Raw genomic sequence first — 15,886 nt, 5'->3', positions numbered from 1 at the left:
GGAGCAGGCCGCAGGCATCAGGATGAGTCACATGCCAGAGAGTTCCCGCAGCCAGCTTCCCCGTCAGGTCGCCGACGCCTTCGTCGACGACCTCATCGCCCTCGACCCGATCACCGGCACCCACCTGGGCGTCCGGGAGTGCGCCGGCCGCCTCCCCGACTTCTCGCCCGAAGGCCAGGAGGCCGTGGCCGCGCTCGCCCGCCGGACCCTCGCCCTGCTCGACGAGGCCGAGCGGACCCCGGGCGCGGACAGCGACGCCGAGCGGCGCTGCGCGCGCCTGCTCCGGGAGCGGCTCACCGCCGAACTGGCCGTGCACGACGCCGACGAGGGCCTGTGCGCGGTCAGCAACATGCGCTCGCCGGTGCACAGCGTCCGCATCGCCTTCACCGTGATGCCCACCGAGACCGAGGACGACTGGGCGGCCGTCGCGCGGCGGCTGCGGGCCGTCCCGGCCGCCCTGGAGGGCTACCGGGCCTCGCTCGCCCTCGGCCTGGAGCGCAAGCTGTACGGCGGGCCGCGGGCCACCGCCACCTTCGTGGAGCAGCTCGCCGACTGGGCGGGCCGGGACGGCGGGCCGGGCTGGTTCGAGCAGTACGCCGCCGAGCGCCCGGAGGCGCTGCCGGCGGAGCTGCGCACCGAGCTCGCCGAGGCCGCCGCGGAGGCGAGCGCCGCCCTCGCCGCGCTGCGGGACTGGATGCGCGACGTGTACGCCCCCGCCGTCGCCGATGCTCCCGACACGGTGGGCCGCGAGCGCTACCGGCGCTGGAGCCGCTACTTCAACGGCACCGATCTGGACCTCGACCAGGCCTACGCGTACGGCTGGTCCGAGTACCACCGGCTGCGCGCCGAGATGGTGGCCGAGGCCGACCGGATCCTGCCCGGCTCCGACCCGTGGGAGGCGCTCGCCCACCTCGACGAGCACGGCACCCACATCGAGGGCGTCGAGGAGGTCCGCGCGTGGCTCCAGCGGCTCATGGACGAGGCGATCGACGCGCTCGACGGCACCCACTTCGAACTCGCCGAGCGGGTGCGGAAGGTGGAGTCCCACATCGCCCCGGCGGGCGGCGCCGCCGCCCCGTACTACACCGGCCCGTCCGAGGACTTCTCGCGCCCCGGCCGGACCTGGCTGCCGGTCGACGGTCAGACCCGCTTCCCGGTCTACGACCTGGTGTCGACCTGGTACCACGAGGGCGTCCCCGGCCACCACCTCCAGATCGCGCAGTGGGCGCACGTCGCCGACAGCCTCTCCCGCTACCAGGCGACCATCGGCATGGTCAGCGCCAACGCGGAGGGCTGGGCGCTGTACGCGGAGCGGCTGATGGACGAGCTCGGCTTCCTGCCGGACGCGGAGCGCCGGCTCGGCTACCTGGACGCGCAGATGATGCGGGCCTGCCGGGTGATCGTGGACATCGGCATGCACCTGGAGCTGGAGATCCCGGCGGACTCGCCGTTCCACCCGGGCGAGCGGTGGACCCCGGAGCTGGCGCAGGAGTTCTTCCAGCGGCACAGCAGCCGGCCGCCGGCCTTCGTGGAGAGCGAGCTGACCCGTTACCTGTCGATGCCGGGGCAGGCGATCGGCTACAAGCTGGGCGAGCGGGCGTGGCTGCTGGGCCGCGAGCGGGCCCGCGAGGCGCACGGCGACGCCTTCGACGCGAAGGCCTGGCACATGGCCGCGCTCAGCCTGGGGCCGCTGGGCCTGGACGACCTGGTGGACGAGATCTCCCGGCTCTGACCGGACCTCCGGGCGGTTTCCCCGGCGGGCGGCTTGATCCGCCGGGGAATCCCCTGTTGGCTCTGGTGCCATGAACGGTCCCCTGAACGACTACGCGCCGGACGCCACCGACTGGCGGATCCTCGACGCCCTCCAGGCGCAGGGCCGGGCCAGCTACGCCGACCTCGCCCGCGCCGTCTCGATGTCGCCCTCGGCGGTGACCGAGCGGGTGCGGCGCATGGAGGACGCCGGGGTGATCACCGGCTACACCGCCGTGGTGGACCACGAACGGCTCGGGCTCCCGATCCTCGCCTTCGTACGGCTCCGCTACCCCACCGGCAACTACAAGCCCTTCCACGACCTGGTCGCCGTCACCCCCGAGGTCCTGGAGGCGCACCACGTCACCGGCGACGACTGCTTCGTGATCAAGGTCGCCGCCCGGTCGATGCGCCACCTGGAGGAGATCTCCGGGAAGATCGGCACGCTCGGTTCGGTGACGACCAGCGTCGTCTACTCCTCGCCGCTGCCCCGGCGGTCCGTCAGTCGCTGAGCCCGTCCCCGCCGGCGCGCAGGCGCACGGAGGAGCCGTGGCGGTCCTTGGCGACCTCCAGCTGGGCCGGGATCCGCCGGCGCAGGTCGGCGACGTGGCTGACGATGCCCACGCTCCGGTCCCGCTCGCGCAGCGAGTCCAGGACGTCGAGGACCTCGTCGAGGGTCTGGTCGTCGAGACTGCCGAAGCCCTCGTCGATGAAGAGGGTGTCGAGCCGGACGCCGCCCGCCTCGTCGGTGACGACGTCGGCGAGGCCGAGCGCGAGGGCGAGCGAGGCGAAGAAGGTCTCGCCGCCCGAGAGGGTGGCGGTGTCCCGTTCGTTGCCGGTCCAGGCGTCGACGACGTGCAGCCCGAGGCCGCTGCGGCGGGCACCCGCGCGCGCGTCGGAGTGGACGAGGGTGTAGCGGCCCGAGGACATCCGCTGGAGGCGGGCGGAGGCGGCCGCGGCGACCTGTTCGAGCCGGGCGGCGAGGACGTACGACTCCAGGCGCATCCGGCGCTCGTTCTCGGCGGAGGTGCCGGCGGTGAGGCCGGCGAGCCGGGCCACCCGGTCGTGCTCGGCGCGCAGCGGGCCGAGGCGGCGCGCCTCGGCCTCCGCCTGCCGGGCCAGGGCGGCGAGTCCGGTGACGCGCTCGCGGGCCGCCGTCAGCGCGGCGCCCGCGGCCCGCAGGGCACGCTCGGCGGCGGCGTGGGCGGCCTCGGCCCCGGCCGGGTCGGCGGGCGGCAGGGCGGCGGCCTCGGCGACGCCGGGTTCGGCGAGCCGGTCGGCGACGGTGGCGGCCTCGGCCTGCCAGACGTCGAGCCGGTGCTGGCAGGCGCGGCGGCCGTGCTCGTCGAGGAGGGCGGCGGAGGCCTCGGCGGGGGTGGGGAAGCCGGCCCGGTAGGCGGCGTCGGCGAGTTGGGCGTCCGCCTTCTTCAGGCGGTCGGCGGCCAGCTCCTCGGCGCGTACGGCCCCGGCCGCGCCGACCAGGAGGGCGATGCGGCGCTCCAGGAGCCCGGCGTGCTCGGCCACGGTGGCGAAGGTGCCGCGGCCGCGCGCCAGTTCCTCGGCGAGTTCGGCCCGCTGCCGTTCGAGGCCTTCGCGGTGGGAGGTGCGGGCGGCGACGCGCCGCTCCGCGTCCCGCTGGGCGGTGACCCGCTCCTCGTGCTCGCGCTCGGCCCGGGCGAGCGCCTCGCGCGCCGCGTGGGTGCGGCCGGCGAGGGCGTGCGCGTCGGCGTGCCGCGCGGCCAGTTCCGCCGCCTCCTCGGCGAGTTCGGCGACGGTGGGCTGACCGTCCGAGGGCCCGGAGGCGCCCAGGGAGCGCACCTCGTCGCGGGCCGCGGCGAGAGCCTCGCGGGTGCCGGCGAGCGTGCGCTCGGCGGCCCGGCCGCGCTCGTCGGCCTCGGTGTAGCGGGCGTAAGCGGCCTCCTCGGCGGCCCGGTCGACGTGGTCGGCCGTGGGGGCGGTCGGCGCCGGGTGGCTGGTGGAGCCGCACACCTGGCAGGGGTCGCCGTCGGTGAGGGTGGCGGCGAGTTCGGCGGCGATGCCGCGCAGCCTCCGTGACTTGAGGTCGAGCCAGGTCTCGTGGGCCGTGTTGCGGACCTCGCGGGCGGTCGCGTACCGCTCCTCGGCCCGGGCCAGGTCCTCGGCGAGGGCGTCGCGGCGGCGGGCCGCGGCGAGCCGGAGGCGGAGGGGTTCGAGCCGGCCGGCGAGCTGCTCGGCGCGGGCGGCGGCCTCCTGCGCGGCGTCGACGGCCTGCTGGAGCGCGGCGCGCCGGGGCTCCCAGTCGGCGAGCCAGCCGGCCGCCTCTTGGAGGGCCTCCTCGTCGGCACGGGCCTCCCGGTCGAGGAGGGCGCGCTCCGCGGCGAGTTCGGCGGCGCGGGCCTCGGCGCGGCGGGCGGCGGCGAGCCCACCGAGCTGCTCGCGGAGCCGGTTCTCCAGGGTGGAGAGGTGTTCGGCCCCGGACTCGGCGAGCTCGGGCGGCAGCTCGGCGCGGGCCGCGTCGCGGTCGTCGAGCGCCGCGGCGTGCTCGCGGGCGGCCGCGTGGCGCAGGGCGAGCGCGGGGGCGACCCGCTCGGCCTTGAGGGCGAGGTCGAGGGCGCGCCGGTCCCGGTCGCGCTCCGGGACGCGGGCGGCGAGCGCCTCCCGGCGGCGCACCGCCTCGGCGTGCCGGGCCTGCCGGGCGGCGAGGTCCCGGGCCTCCGCGGCGGCGGCGCGGGCGAGTTCCTCGGCGCGTTCCGCGGCGGCGAGGCGTACCCCGGCGATGTCGGCGGCCTCGCGGGCCTCGGTGCGGGCGACGGCGCCCCAGCCGAGGACGGCGTCGGCGAGGCCCGGTTCGCCCGGCTTGCCGTCCACCGGGGTCCGCGTGGCCGGCAGGCCTTCGGCGGCCTGCGCCATGCGGTGGGCGAGGGCGAGGAGGCGGGCGTCGCCCTCCTCGACGCGGTGGGCGGCGGCGCGGCGGAGCTCGGCGAGGCGTTCCTCGACGGCGGCGAAGCGACGGGTGTCGAAGAGGCGGCCGAGCAGCTTGCCGCGGGCCTCCGCGTCGGCGCGCAGGAAGCGGGCGAAGTCGCCCTGCGGGAGGAGCGCGACCTGGCAGAACTGGTCGCGGCTCATGCCGAGGAGCTGGGTGATCTCCTCGCCGATCTCCTGGTGGGATCGGGAGAGCCCGGTCCACGCGCGCGTGGCGGGGTCGTACTCGCGCAGGGTGCTCTGCGCCTTCTCCGTGGTGAAGCCGCCGCCGCGCTTCTTGGGGCGGGGCTGCGCGGGGCTGCGCCGGATCTCCAGGCGGCGGCCGCCGACGGTGAGGTCGAGCAGCACCTCGGTGAGGGTGTCCACGGGCGCGTGGTCGCTGCGGAGGGTGGAGCCGGAGGTCTGGCGGGCGCCGGGCACGCTCCCGTACAGGGCGAAGCAGACCGCGTCGAGGACGGAGGTCTTGCCCGCGCCGGTGGGTCCGTGGAGGAGGAAGAGCCCGGCGGCGGACAGGGTGTCGAAGTCGACGGTCTGGGTGGTCCCGAAGGGGCCGAAGGCGGTGATCTCCAGCCGGTGGAGCCTCATCGGCCGGCCTCCCGTTCGGTGGTGGCGGCCTCGACGCGGACGTCGTCGAAGGCCCCGTGCAGCACGGACCGTTCGGCCGGGTCGAGGCCGCCGCCGGCCCGGACGTGGCTCACGAAGTCCTCGGCGATCTGCTGATCGCTGCGGCCGCGGAGCCGCTGGGCGTAGGAGGCGAGGGAGTCGGCGTCGGCCCGTTCGGGGTCGAAGACGAGGCTGAGCGTGTGGGGGAAGCGCGCGGCGAGCCGTGCCATCGGGTCGTGGGGCCGGACGGCGTCGGTGAGGGTGACCTCGACCCACGCGTCCCGGTGCCGCTCGTGCGCGGGGTCGTCGAGCAGCTCGTCGAGCCGGCCCCGGAGGCGGGCGAGGGAGCGGGGCACCGGGCAGTCGACGCGCTCGGCGGCGGCGATCGCGCCCTCGGCGTCCAGGTCGACCAGCCACATGGTCTTGCGGTGGTCGGCCTCGGAGAAGGAGTAGGCGAGCGGCGAACCGGAGTAGCGCACCCGTGGGGTGAGCGTCTGGGAGCCGTGGAGGTGGCCGAGGGCGACGTAGTCGACGCCGTCGAAGACGGCGGCGGGGACGGCCGCGACGCCGCCGACGGTGATGTCGCGCTCGCTGTCGCTGGGCGCGCCGCCCGCGACGAAGGCGTGCGCGAGGACGACGGAGCGGGTGCCCTCGGGGCGGCCGGCGAGGTCCGCGCGGACCCGGTCCATGGCGGCGGCCAGTACCGCCTCGTGCCCGGACCGCGCCGCGCCGAGCTGCTCCCGGACGAGCGCGGGCTCCAGGTACGGCAGGCCGTACAGGGCGACCTCGCCGTGGGCGTCGGCGAGGACGACCGGGGTGCCGATGCCGGCCGGGTCGGTCCGCAGGTGGATGCCGGCGCGGCCGAGGAGTCCGGCGCCGACGCCGAGGCGCCGGGCCGAGTCGTGGTTCCCGGAGATCATGACCGTGGGCACCCCGGCCTCGGCGAGGCGGTGCAGGGCCCGGTCGAACAGCTCGACGGCGGGCAGCGGCGGCACGGCCCGGTCGTAGACGTCCCCGGCGACGAGCACGGCGTCCACCTCGCGGTCGCGGACGGTGGCGACGAGGTGGTCGAGGAAGGCGGCCTGGGCGTCGAGCAGGCCGACGCGGTGGAAGGACCGGCCGAGGTGCCAGTCCGAGGTGTGCAGGAACCTCACGTCGTCGTCCCACCCCGCATGCGCGTACCGCTCCTCGCCCCTGGTGCCGATCCTCTGTCGTCCGCCCACCACGCTAACCCGGCCGGGGCGGTGGCCGGGGCCACACCGGGGAGTCGGCGGCGGGAAGCGGGCTCAGGCGTCGCCGTACGCCTCGCCGCCGAGTTCCACGGTGGCGGTGCCCGCGGTCGCGTCGGCGAGCCAGGCCCGGAAGGCGGGCACGTCGGCGTCGGGGAGTCCGATCTCCAGGGTGACGGCCTCGGCGTAGCGCACCTCGCGCACGGCGCGGCCGGTGGAGCGGAGGTCGTTCTCCAGCTTTCCGGCCCGCTGGTGGTCGACGGTGACGGTGGCGAGCCGGTAGCGCCGCCGGGTGAGGGTGCCGAGGGCGTCGAGCGCCTCGCCGACGACGCCGCCGTAGGCGCGGATGAGGCCGCCCGCGCCGAGCTTCACCCCGCCGTAGTAGCGGGTGACGACGGCGGCGACGTACCGCATGTCGCGGCGCAGCAGCATCTGGAGCATGGGGACGCCCGCGGTGCCGCCCGGTTCGCCGTCGTCACTGGCCTTCTGTACGGAGGCGTCGGCGCCGATCACGTAGGCGAAGCAGTTGTGGGTGGCCGTCGGGTGCTCGCGGCGGATCCGGGCGACGAACTCCTGGGCCTCCTGCTCGTCGGCGACCGGCGCGAGCGAGCAGAGGAAGCGCGAGCGGTTGATCTCGGTCTCGTGGACGCCCTCGCGGGCCGGCGTGCGGTACTGCTCCTGCATCCCGCCAGCCTACGTGGCGCCCGGGTCGCGGCCGGCGCCCCCCGGGGCGGGGCGGGAAGGATCCGGGGGCACGGCGGGTTCGTACCGGGAGAAAGGCCCGTACGGAACGAAGGAAGGCATCAGGGATGAGCGTCGACACCACGACCACCGAGGCTGCGGAGCACTCCGAGGAGGAGACCGTCCGCCGGATCCTGACGGGCACGGGCGACACCTGGGCGATCGTGGGGCTCTCCGCGAACCGGGAGCGCGCCGCGTACGGGGTGGCGGCCCTGCTCCAGCGTCACGGCAAGCGGATCGTGCCGGTCCACCCGAAGGCGGAGACGGTCCACGGGGAGCGGGGCTACGCCTCCCTCGCCGAGATCCCCTTCCCCGTCGACGTCGTGGACGTCTTCGTCAACAGCTCCCTGGCCGGCGCGGTCGCCGACGAGGCGCGCGAGATCGGTGCGAAGGCGGTCTGGTTCCAGCTCGGCGTCGTGGACGAGGCCGCGTACGCCCGCACGACGGAGGCGGGCCTGGACATGGTGATGGACCGCTGCCCGGCGATCGAGATCCCGCGCCTCGGCTGAGCCCGGCGAGCGGCCCGCCGGGGCGTCACTCCGCCGGGCGTCTCAGCGGGCGGGCGGCACCGAGACGGCCATCGTCAGCTCGACGGTCTCGTCGCCGTCGTTGCGGTACGTGTGCGGGGCCGAGGCCTCGAAGACGGCGGAGGTGCCGGCGGGGACGGCGTGCTCGACGCCGTCGACGACGAGGGTGAGCACGCCCGCGGTGACATGCAGCAGCTCGGTGGTGCCGTGCGGGTGCGGGTCGGAGGAGCTGCCCTCGCCGGGCACGAGGGACCAGGACCAGAGTTCCAGGGGTCCTCTGGCCTCGGTGCCGACGAGCAGGGTGGTGTGGCTGCCGGCCGGGGTGGACCACATGCGGACGGCCTGCTCCGGCGGGACGAGCCGCACGTGTGTGCCCTGCTCGTGGTCGAGGAGGGTGGTGAGGGAGACGCCGAGGGCGTCGGCCAGCTTCACGGTGGTGCCGACGCTCGGGTTTGTCCTGGCCTGCTCGATCTGGATGATCATGCCGCGGCTGACGCCGGCCCGGGCGGCGAGCGCGTCCAGGGTGAAGCCCCGTTCGTTGCGCCAGCGCTTGAGGTTACGGGCGAGCGACTGGGTCAGCTGGTCGAGGTCCGACACATTCCGTCCAATATCCTGGATGACAGAGTTCAGTTGATTGCACTACGGTGAAGCGCACCCGAGCGTGCACTGCACTGTACTGCCCCGGCCCCGCCCCGTACCCGCCTGCGAGGAACCCCATGACCGCCGTGTTCGCCCTGGCCACCGCCTTCCTCTGGGGGCTCGCCGACTTCGGGGGCGGACTGCTCACCCGGCGCGTCCCCGCCCTCACCGTCGTCGTGGTCTCGCAGGTCCTCGCGGTCCTCGTCCTCGGCGCGGTCGTCCTCGCGACCGGCGCCTGGACCGAGGCGGGGCCCGACCTCTGGTACGCCGTCGCCGCCGGCGTCGTCGGTCCCGCCGCGATGCTGGCCTTCTACAAGGCGCTCGCGCTCGGACCGATGGGCGTCGTCTCGCCGCTCGGTTCGCTCGGTGTGGTCGTCCCCGTCACGGTGGGCCTCGTCCTCGGCGACCGGCCCGGCCTCTTCCAGGTCGGCGGCATCGTCGCCGCGATCGTGGGCATCGTCCTCGCCGGCGGCCCGGAGCTGCGCGGCGCCCCCGTCCGGCGGCAGGCCGTCCTCCTCACCCTCTTCGCCGCCTTCGGCTTCGGCGCCGTCATGGCGCTCATCGCCGAGGCCTCGACCACGGTCACCGGCCTCTTCCTCGCGCTCTTCGTGCAGCGCGTCACGAACGTCGCCGTCGGCGGCGGCGCGCTGTACCTCTCCGTGCGGCGCGGCGGCCGGGCGCTGCCCGAGGAGGGCTTCGGGGTGATCCGCGGCGCGCTGCCGGCGCTCGCCTTCGTGGGCCTCGCCGACGTCGCCGCCAACGGCACGTACGCGCTCGCCGCGCAGCGCGGCCCGGTCCTGGTGGCCGCCGTCCTCGCCAGCCTGTACCCGGTGGTGACCGCGCTCGCCGCCTTCGGCGTGCTCCGCGAACGGCTGCGCGCCGTCCAGGCGGCGGGAGCGGGACTCGCGCTCGTCGGCACGGTCCTCATCGCGGGCGGCTGACCCTCCGGCCCCGGGCCGAAGGCACCGCGGGCCCGGGGTGGCCGGCCCGCGGGCCTCAGGCCGACGGCGCCTCGGCCTGCTCCTGCTCGACCTCCCACGCCGCCAGCGCCGCCAGCTGCTCGGAGGTGACGTCCTCCGGGATCGGCCGCGGGGTCGGCGTGCGCAGCGGCGGCTGCCAGCCGAGCTCCGGGTCCCAGCGGCGTACGACCCTGGCCGGGGCGCCCGCGACCACCGCGTGGTCGGGCACCTCGCCGCGCACCACCGCGCCGGCCGCGACCACGACGTTCCGGCCGATCCGCGCCCCCGGCAGGATCACCGCGCCGGTGCCCAGCCAGCAGCCGGGGCCGATCGAGACGGGTTCGGAGCGGGGCCACTGGCGGCCGATCGGCTCGTGCGGGTCGTCGTAGCTGTGGTTCGTCGAGGTGATGTAGACGTACGGGCCGCAGTAGGTGTCCGAGCCGATGGTGATCGTCGTGTCGGCGATGACGTGGCTGCCGCGGCCGAGGACCACTCCGTCGCCGAGGGTCAGCACCGTCTCCGTGCCGAGGTCGAGCCCCGGCAGCATCCCGGCGGTCAGAGTCACCTGCTCGGCGATGATGCAGCACTCGCCGATCTCGATCCACCGCTCGCCGAAGACCGTGCCCTGCGGGAAGGCGAGCCGGGTGCCCGCGCCGAGCCGCCGGAACCGCAGCCGCCCCGGGTGCTCCGCCGTCACCGCGCCCGCCTGCTGCGCCCAGCGCAGACCGCCCTGGAGGGCGTGGGCGACGATCCGGCGCCGCCACGCGGCCAGGGATGAGAACGTGTTTCCGTTTCTGGGCACCCCGACACCGTAGTCGGCGGCGTCCGGACGGGTCGGCGCCCTCCCCTGTGATGTCCGTCATGGGCCCGGCATAGGGTGCGGGCAGAACACCGGCGCGACACCACCACGGCCGCACGGGCCGTACGGACCCCAGGAGTGAGACCCCATGGCAGAGGCGTTGATCAAGGCCGTCGGCGGCAAGGAGCCGGACGTCGACCCGACCGCCTTCACGGCCCCCACCTCGGTCGTACTCGGCGAGGTGACGCTCGGGGCGCGCGCCGGCATCTGGTACCACGCGGTGCTGCGCGCCGACTGCGGCCCCATCACCGTCGGCGAGGACTCCAACGTCCAGGACAACTGCACCGTCCACGTCGACCCCGGCTTCCCCGTCACGATCGGCGACCGCGTCACGATCGGGCACAACGCCACCGTCCACGGCTGCGTCATCGAGGACGACGTCCTGGTCGGCATGGGCGCGACGGTGCTCAACGGCGCGCGGATCGGCGCGGGTTCGCTGGTCGCGGCACAGGCGCTGGTGCCGCAGGGCATGGAGGTCCCGCCCGGATCGCTCGTGGCCGGCGTCCCCGCGAAGGTCCGCCGGGCGCTGACCGAGGAGGAGCGGGCCGGCATCCGGCTGAACGCCGAGATGTACCTCCACCTGGCGAAGACGCACGCCGAGGCGTACCGGGACTGACCGCGCCCGTCCCCCGCTTCCGCGGGTGACGACGGAGGGCGGCGCCACGGGTGACGACGGAGGGCGGCGCCCGGGACGCCCCCGGGTGCCGCCCTCCGTCACGTACGGACGCGTCGCGCGCTCACTCCGCCGCGACCGGCTCCCTCGGGGCCTCCGGTGCGGCCGGCGTCGCCTCCGCCCGGGCTTCGGCGGCGGCCTTCCTGGCGCGGTTCCTGATGACGAGCATCGAGGTGACGCCGACGAGGACGGCGAGCACCAGACCCAGCCAGGAGAAGCGCTTCAGCCACGCCTCGGCGACGATGCCGACGGAGTAGATGACGGCGGTCGTGCCGCCCGCCCAGAGGATGCCGCCGAAGACGTTGGCGATGAGGAACTTCCAGTACGGCATCTTGAGGACGCCCGCCAGCGGGCCGGCGAAGATCCGCAGCAGGGCGATGAACCGGCCGAAGAAGACCGCCCACATGCCCCACTTCTGGAAGGAGCGCTCGGCGAGCGCGATGTTCGCCTCGCCGAAGTGTCCGGGGAACTTGCCGCCGAGCCAGGCGAGCAGCGGACGGCCGCCCCTCCGGCCGATGGCGTACCCGATCGAGTCGCCGATGATCGCGCCGGCGGTGGCACAGCCGCCCAGCACCCACGGATCGATGTCGCCGTGCTGCGAGGCGAGCAGGGCCGAGCTGACGAGGACGATCTCGCCGGGGAGCGGGATGCCCAGGCTCTCCAGTCCGATCACCACCCCCACCAGCGCGTAGACGGCGACGGCCGGGATCGTCTCCAGCCACTCCTGGACGTGCAACGCGGGTTCCTCCCGTTGAGCCGGCTCGGCCCCGGTCGCGGGCCGCTGCGGTGGCGCGCCCCGCGTCGGGCACGCCGGGGCAGCCTACCCGGTCGGCGTGGTCGGGCCCCGCGGTCGGCCGGGGCCCCGGGTCCGCGGCCGACCGGCCCCCTGAGCGTCCCGGGGGGGCGTGGGCGCCGGGAGCGCGGGGCGCCGGTCAGGGGGCGTGCCGGAACGCGAACGCCCCCGCACCCGAAGGTGCGGGGGCGGGGGACGGTCCCGGCCGGGTGGCTCACTTGGCGGGGGCGTGGGGCCTCAGCGTCCACAGGACGGTCATCTCGCCGGTGACGGCGCCGTCCTCACGGGTGATGTCGATGCGGACCGGGAACTCGGGGCGCTCCCCGGCGTCGAGTTCGGCGACGACGTCGGCGATCGGACGGCCGAGGGTCGCGGTCGCCGTGACGACGCCCATCGCGAGCTTCTTGTACGCGATCTCCGCGTTGACGGCGAGCGGCACGGCGCGGCCGAGCTGGTCGCCGAAGGCGGCGAGGACGATGGCGCCGCTGGCGGACTCGGCGAGGGTGAACATCGCGCCGGCGTGCGGGCCGCCCACGTGGTTGTGGTACGCGGGCTGGTCGGGCAGGCGCACGACGGCGCGCTCGGCGGTGGCCTCCAGGAACTCCAGGTTGAGGGTTCCGGCCATGGGGACCGTGGCGGCGAGCATCTCGCCGACGGACTTCTGGTCTGCGCTCATGGGCCGTGATGTTACCCGCGAGTAGATGTCTTGGCCATGCCTGCGCGGAGCGGAGCCCGGGCGTCCGGGGCGGGCCCGGGCATGGCCGGTCCGGCGCCGCCCCTCTATCGTTACGGCCCATGTGGCCAGGACAGCAGCCGCCCGGGGGCGAGCAGAACCCGCAGGACCAGAACCAGAACCCGTACCAGCAGCCGGGGTACCAGCAGCCGAACCCTTACCAGCAGCCGACGCAGCCGGCGTTCCCGCAGCAGGGCGGCTACCCGCAGTACCCGCAGCAGGGATACGCGCAGCCCAACCCGTACCAGCAGCCGACCGTGCCGCAGTACCAGGTGCCCGGCCCGGTCCCGCCGCAGGGCCCGGGCGGCGACGGCCGGAAGCGGACCACGCTCGTCGCGATCGTCGCCGCGACGGCGGTGATCGTCGCGGGCGGCGCGACCGCCTTCCTCGTCCTCGGCGAGGACGACGGCGAGAAGGTCGTCGCCGACAAGCCGGCCGTCTCCTCCTCGGCCCCCTCCTCCCCCGCGACCGCCTCGGACGAGCCCTCGGGGGCGCCGACCTCCGAGCTCGACAACCCGCGCGGCGCCGGTGAGGAGTTCCAGCCGACGATCCCCGGCTGGAAGGTCGTCCACAACCCCTCCTACGGCACCCTCTTCGACGTGCCGCCGGAGTGGGAGGTCGGCAAGCCCACGATGAGCGTCGGCTTCGAGGACGCCAAGAAGGGCGACGGCAGCCCGCTCGTCGTCATGTCCGGGCCCGCCGACTTCAAGAGCAAGTGGTGCGCCGTCGACTCCGACAAGAACGGCAGCCCCGAGTACTCGGGACTGGCGGGCGCCGGCACCAAGGGCGCCCAGGGCGCCAAGGACACCGCCTCCGCCGCGCGCGGGCAGGCCGGCATGTGGGTGTGGGCCGCGTTCGCCCAGCACATGCCGGAGAGCAGCATCAAGATCAGCACGCCCGTCCCGTACACCACGGAGTCCGGTCTCCAGGGGAGCATGGCCACGGCCACCGCCCCCGGCGTGAAGAAGCGCAACAAGTGCGAGACCGACGGCAAGTCGATGGCCTTCACCTTCCTCAACGCCAAGCACGACCTCTCGACCTTCGTGCTCTACGCGGCGGACGGCGTGAAGGACGAGCTCCCGGACGCGACGATGCGGAAGATCCTCTCCACGGTCCGCCTCACGAAGAGCTCCTGAGCCTCCGGCGGGACGACCGGTCACCGGTCCGGCGGTCCGGGGCGGCATCCGGTCACCGGTTTGGCAGTTCGGGGAGGCGGCGGGGATAGTCCCCCAGTGACGAAACGCTCCGCCTCCCCCCGCTCCACCCGCCGCCCCGCGTGGGCCGGGCGCAACTACGTGCTGCTCACCGCCGCCACCATCGTGACGAGCCTCGGTGCGCACGGCGCCCTGATCGCCACCACCTGGGCCGTCTTCGAGTCCGGCGGCGACGCGGGCGACGTGGGCCTCGTCGCGATGGCGCGCTTCCTGCCCCTCGTGTTCTTCCTGCTCATCGGCGGAGCGGTGGCCGACCGCATCCCCCGCCACCGCGTGATGGTCGCGGCGAACGCGCTGAACTTCGCCTCCCAGGCGGTCTTCGCCGCCCTGGTCCTCTCCGGCACCGCCGAGATCTGGCAGATGATGGTGCTCACCGGGCTCTGCGGCACCGGTCAGGCCTTCTTCAACCCGGCCGCCGAGGGCATGCTCATGTCCAGCGTCTCGGGCGAGCAGGCGAGCCGGGCCTTCGCCTTCTACCGGATGGCGATGCACGGCGCGGGCATCGGCGGCGCCGCGCTCGGCGGCGCGCTCGTCGCCTTCGTCGGCCCCGGCTGGGTCCTCGCCGTCGACGCCGCCGCCTTCGCCGTGGCCGGCGCCCTGCGGGCCTTCCTCGACGTCGGCGGGATACCGGAGCGCAAGCCCGGCGGCGGACTCCTCGCCGATCTGCGCGAGGGCTGGCAGGAGTTCGTCGGCCGGCCGTGGCTGTGGTCGATCGTCGCCCAGTTCTCCGTCGTCGTCGGGCTCATCGGCGCGGTCGAGTCGGTGTACGGGCCGCTGGTCGCCCGGGACGAGCTCGGCGGCGCGACCCCCTGGGGCGTCGCGCTCGCGGGGTACGGCGTGGGCACGGTCGCCGGCGCCGTCCTGATGACCCGCTGGAAACCCCGCCGGATGCTCCTCGTCGGCACCCTCGGCGTCTTCCCGATCGCGCTGCCCTCTGCGGCGCTCGCCGTCCCGCTGCCCGCGATCGGGCTGACGCTGGTGATGTTCGCCAGCGGGGTGGCGATGGAGATCTTCGGCGTCTCGTGGATGACGACGATGCACCAGGAGATCCCGGAGGAGAAGCTCTCCCGGGTGTCCGCCTACGACTGGTTCGGCTCCACGGCGCTGCTGCCCCTGACGACCGCCCTCGCGGGGCCCGCCGAGTCGGCCTTCGGCCGGACGGCCTCGCTGTGGGGCGCGGCGGCCCTGATGACCGTGGTCACCGCGCTCGTCCTGCTCGTCCCCGACGTGCGCAACCTGACGCGGCGCCCGCACCCGGCCGGCACCGCCGGGGCGGACGGCGGCACGACGCTCGACGCCCTCCCCGCGCAGCCCGGGTCAGCCGATGCCGAAGGCGCCCTCGGGCGGCGCGGGTGACCCGACGGCCTCCGCGTCGCCGACCGGCACCGCGCTCCCGGTGAACCGCGCCAGCGCCTCCCCGTGCTCCACGCGCGCGGGGAAGGCGTCCGCGGCCGAACGGCGGGTGAGCCCCGCCACGTCGAGGGCCGCGTCGGAGGCGACCAGGACCGCGTTCCCGAACCGCCGGCCGCGCAGCACCGCCGGCTCGGCGATCAGGGCCCGTTCCGGGAAGACGGCCGCGAAGGTGGCGAGCTGGCCCCGGAGGAAGTCGAACGGCGCCCCGTCGGCGAGGTTGGCCGCGTAGATCCCGCCCGGGCGCAGCACCCGCCCGACCTCGCGCGCGTAGGCGAGCGAGGTCAGGTGCGCGGGGACGCGCGACCCGCCGAAGACGTCGCCGACGACGAGGTCGGCGGAGGCGGTGGGCGCCGCCTCCAGCCAGGCGCGCGCGTCGGCGGTGTGCACGGTGACGCCGGAGCCGTTCGGCAGCGGCAGGTGCTCGGCGACCAGGGCGACGAGCCCGCCGTCGGCCTCGACGACGTCCTGGCGCGAGCCGGGCCGGGTGGCGGCGACGTACCTGGGCAGCGAGAGCGCCCCGCCCCCGAGGTGGAGCACGTCCAGCGGCGCCCCCTCGGCCGCGGCGCCGTCGACGACGTGCCCGAGCCGCCGGGCGTACTCGAACTCCAGGTGGCCGGGCTCGTCGAGGTCGACGTACGACTGCGGCGCCCCGTCGACCGTGAGGAGCCAGGCCCGCTCCCGGTCCACGTCGGGCATGAGGCGGGCGGTGCCGAAATCGACCTCGCGCAGGACGGGAATCTGCTCGTTCACCCCTTCATTGTCCTCCCGCGCGGATCATGCCCGCGCCTTCCCG

Annotated in this window: 15 protein-coding genes; 7 read left to right on the top strand and 8 right to left on the bottom strand. The window is 75.4% G+C overall.

The annotated features are described in order from the left end of the window. Positions 1-22: 22 nt before the first annotated feature. Together ACFZCF_RS27265 and ACFZCF_RS27260 are read left to right on the top strand one after the other, a co-directional pair. Positions 23-1,732, top strand: coding sequence for a DUF885 family protein (locus tag ACFZCF_RS27265; protein WP_391289463.1), 1,710 nt, complete (start codon positions 23-25; stop codon positions 1,730-1,732). A gap of 82 nt (positions 1,733-1,814) precedes the next feature. After that, complete coding sequence (locus tag ACFZCF_RS27260) at positions 1,815-2,261, top strand: AsnC family transcriptional regulator (RefSeq protein WP_391289613.1); 447 nt, start codon at positions 1,815-1,817, stop codon at positions 2,259-2,261. On the opposite strand, the gene ACFZCF_RS27255 is transcribed toward ACFZCF_RS27260, so the two are convergent. The 3 genes from ACFZCF_RS27255 to ACFZCF_RS27245 form a co-directional block, all read right to left on the bottom strand. Next, the gene (locus tag ACFZCF_RS27255) at positions 2,251-5,295 is read right to left on the bottom strand and encodes an AAA family ATPase (RefSeq protein WP_391289461.1); all 3,045 of its coding nucleotides are present in this window, start codon (positions 5,293-5,295) and stop codon (positions 2,251-2,253) included. The genes ACFZCF_RS27260 and ACFZCF_RS27255 overlap by 11 nt on opposite strands. After that, positions 5,292-6,467 (bottom strand): exonuclease SbcCD subunit D C-terminal domain-containing protein, encoded by a 1,176-nt coding sequence (locus tag ACFZCF_RS27250; protein WP_391289611.1) that lies wholly within the window; start codon positions 6,465-6,467, stop codon positions 5,292-5,294. Before ACFZCF_RS27250 ends, ACFZCF_RS27255 begins: the two co-directional genes overlap by 4 nt. Positions 6,468-6,599: 132 nt before the next feature. Then, positions 6,600-7,226, bottom strand: coding sequence for a YigZ family protein (locus tag ACFZCF_RS27245; protein ID WP_388450167.1), 627 nt, complete (start codon positions 7,224-7,226; stop codon positions 6,600-6,602). 125 nt (positions 7,227-7,351) lie between these two features. Between ACFZCF_RS27245 and ACFZCF_RS27240 the strand changes: the two genes are divergently transcribed. Further along, positions 7,352-7,792 (top strand): CoA-binding protein, encoded by a 441-nt coding sequence (locus ACFZCF_RS27240; RefSeq protein WP_391289459.1) that lies wholly within the window; start codon positions 7,352-7,354, stop codon positions 7,790-7,792. 42 nt (positions 7,793-7,834) lie between these two features. On the opposite strand, the gene ACFZCF_RS27235 is transcribed toward ACFZCF_RS27240, so the two are convergent. Then, the gene (locus ACFZCF_RS27235) at positions 7,835-8,407 is read right to left on the bottom strand and encodes a helix-turn-helix domain-containing protein (RefSeq protein ID WP_388450163.1); all 573 of its coding nucleotides are present in this window, start codon (positions 8,405-8,407) and stop codon (positions 7,835-7,837) included. 119 nt (positions 8,408-8,526) lie between these two features. On the opposite strand from ACFZCF_RS27235, the gene ACFZCF_RS27230 reads away from it, so the two are divergent. Beyond that, on the top strand, positions 8,527-9,390 hold the full coding sequence (locus ACFZCF_RS27230; RefSeq protein WP_391289457.1) for an EamA family transporter: 864 nt from the start codon (positions 8,527-8,529) through the stop codon (positions 9,388-9,390). A gap of 55 nt (positions 9,391-9,445) precedes the next feature. Here the strand turns inward: ACFZCF_RS27230 and ACFZCF_RS27225 are convergent, their stop codons facing one another. Beyond that, entirely contained in the window at positions 9,446-10,210 is a 765-nt protein-coding gene (locus ACFZCF_RS27225; RefSeq protein ID WP_388450159.1) for an acyltransferase, read from the bottom strand. Positions 10,211-10,355: 145 nt separating this feature from the next. Here ACFZCF_RS27225 and ACFZCF_RS27220 point away from each other — a divergent pair, with 145 nt between their 5' ends. After that, positions 10,356-10,883 carry a gamma carbonic anhydrase family protein gene (locus ACFZCF_RS27220; RefSeq protein WP_388450157.1) on the top strand — a complete coding sequence of 176 codons (528 nt, stop codon included), beginning with the start codon at positions 10,356-10,358 and terminating at the stop codon, positions 10,881-10,883. Positions 10,884-11,004: 121 nt separating this feature from the next. Here ACFZCF_RS27220 and ACFZCF_RS27215 read toward each other — a convergent pair whose 3' ends face one another. Further along, a complete protein-coding gene (locus tag ACFZCF_RS27215; protein ID WP_391289454.1) occupies positions 11,005-11,676 on the bottom strand; it encodes a VTT domain-containing protein in 672 nt (223 codons plus the stop codon). A gap of 271 nt (positions 11,677-11,947) precedes the next feature. Then, the gene (locus ACFZCF_RS27210) at positions 11,948-12,409 is read right to left on the bottom strand and encodes a DUF4442 domain-containing protein (protein ID WP_391289453.1); all 462 of its coding nucleotides are present in this window, start codon (positions 12,407-12,409) and stop codon (positions 11,948-11,950) included. 119 nt (positions 12,410-12,528) lie between these two features. Between ACFZCF_RS27210 and ACFZCF_RS27205 the strand changes: the two genes are divergently transcribed. Both ACFZCF_RS27205 and ACFZCF_RS27200 read left to right on the top strand, forming a co-directional pair. After that, on the top strand, positions 12,529-13,602 hold the full coding sequence (locus ACFZCF_RS27205; RefSeq protein WP_391289451.1) for a hypothetical protein: 1,074 nt from the start codon (positions 12,529-12,531) through the stop codon (positions 13,600-13,602). A gap of 96 nt (positions 13,603-13,698) precedes the next feature. After that, positions 13,699-15,036, top strand: coding sequence for an MFS transporter (locus ACFZCF_RS27200; RefSeq protein WP_391289449.1), 1,338 nt, complete (start codon positions 13,699-13,701; stop codon positions 15,034-15,036). On the opposite strand, the gene ACFZCF_RS27195 is transcribed toward ACFZCF_RS27200, so the two are convergent. Beyond that, positions 14,998-15,843 carry a fused MFS/spermidine synthase gene (locus ACFZCF_RS27195; RefSeq protein WP_391289447.1) on the bottom strand — a complete coding sequence of 282 codons (846 nt, stop codon included), beginning with the start codon at positions 15,841-15,843 and terminating at the stop codon, positions 14,998-15,000. The genes ACFZCF_RS27200 and ACFZCF_RS27195 overlap by 39 nt on opposite strands. Positions 15,844-15,886 lie beyond the last annotated feature (43 nt).

The sequence above is a fragment of the Streptomyces sp. NPDC007945 genome (assembly GCF_042958885.1).
Lineage (GTDB): Bacteria > Actinomycetota > Actinomycetes > Streptomycetales > Streptomycetaceae > Streptomyces.
Note: the sequence above shows the minus strand (reverse complement) of the source record. Positions and strands in the feature narration are given on the sequence as shown.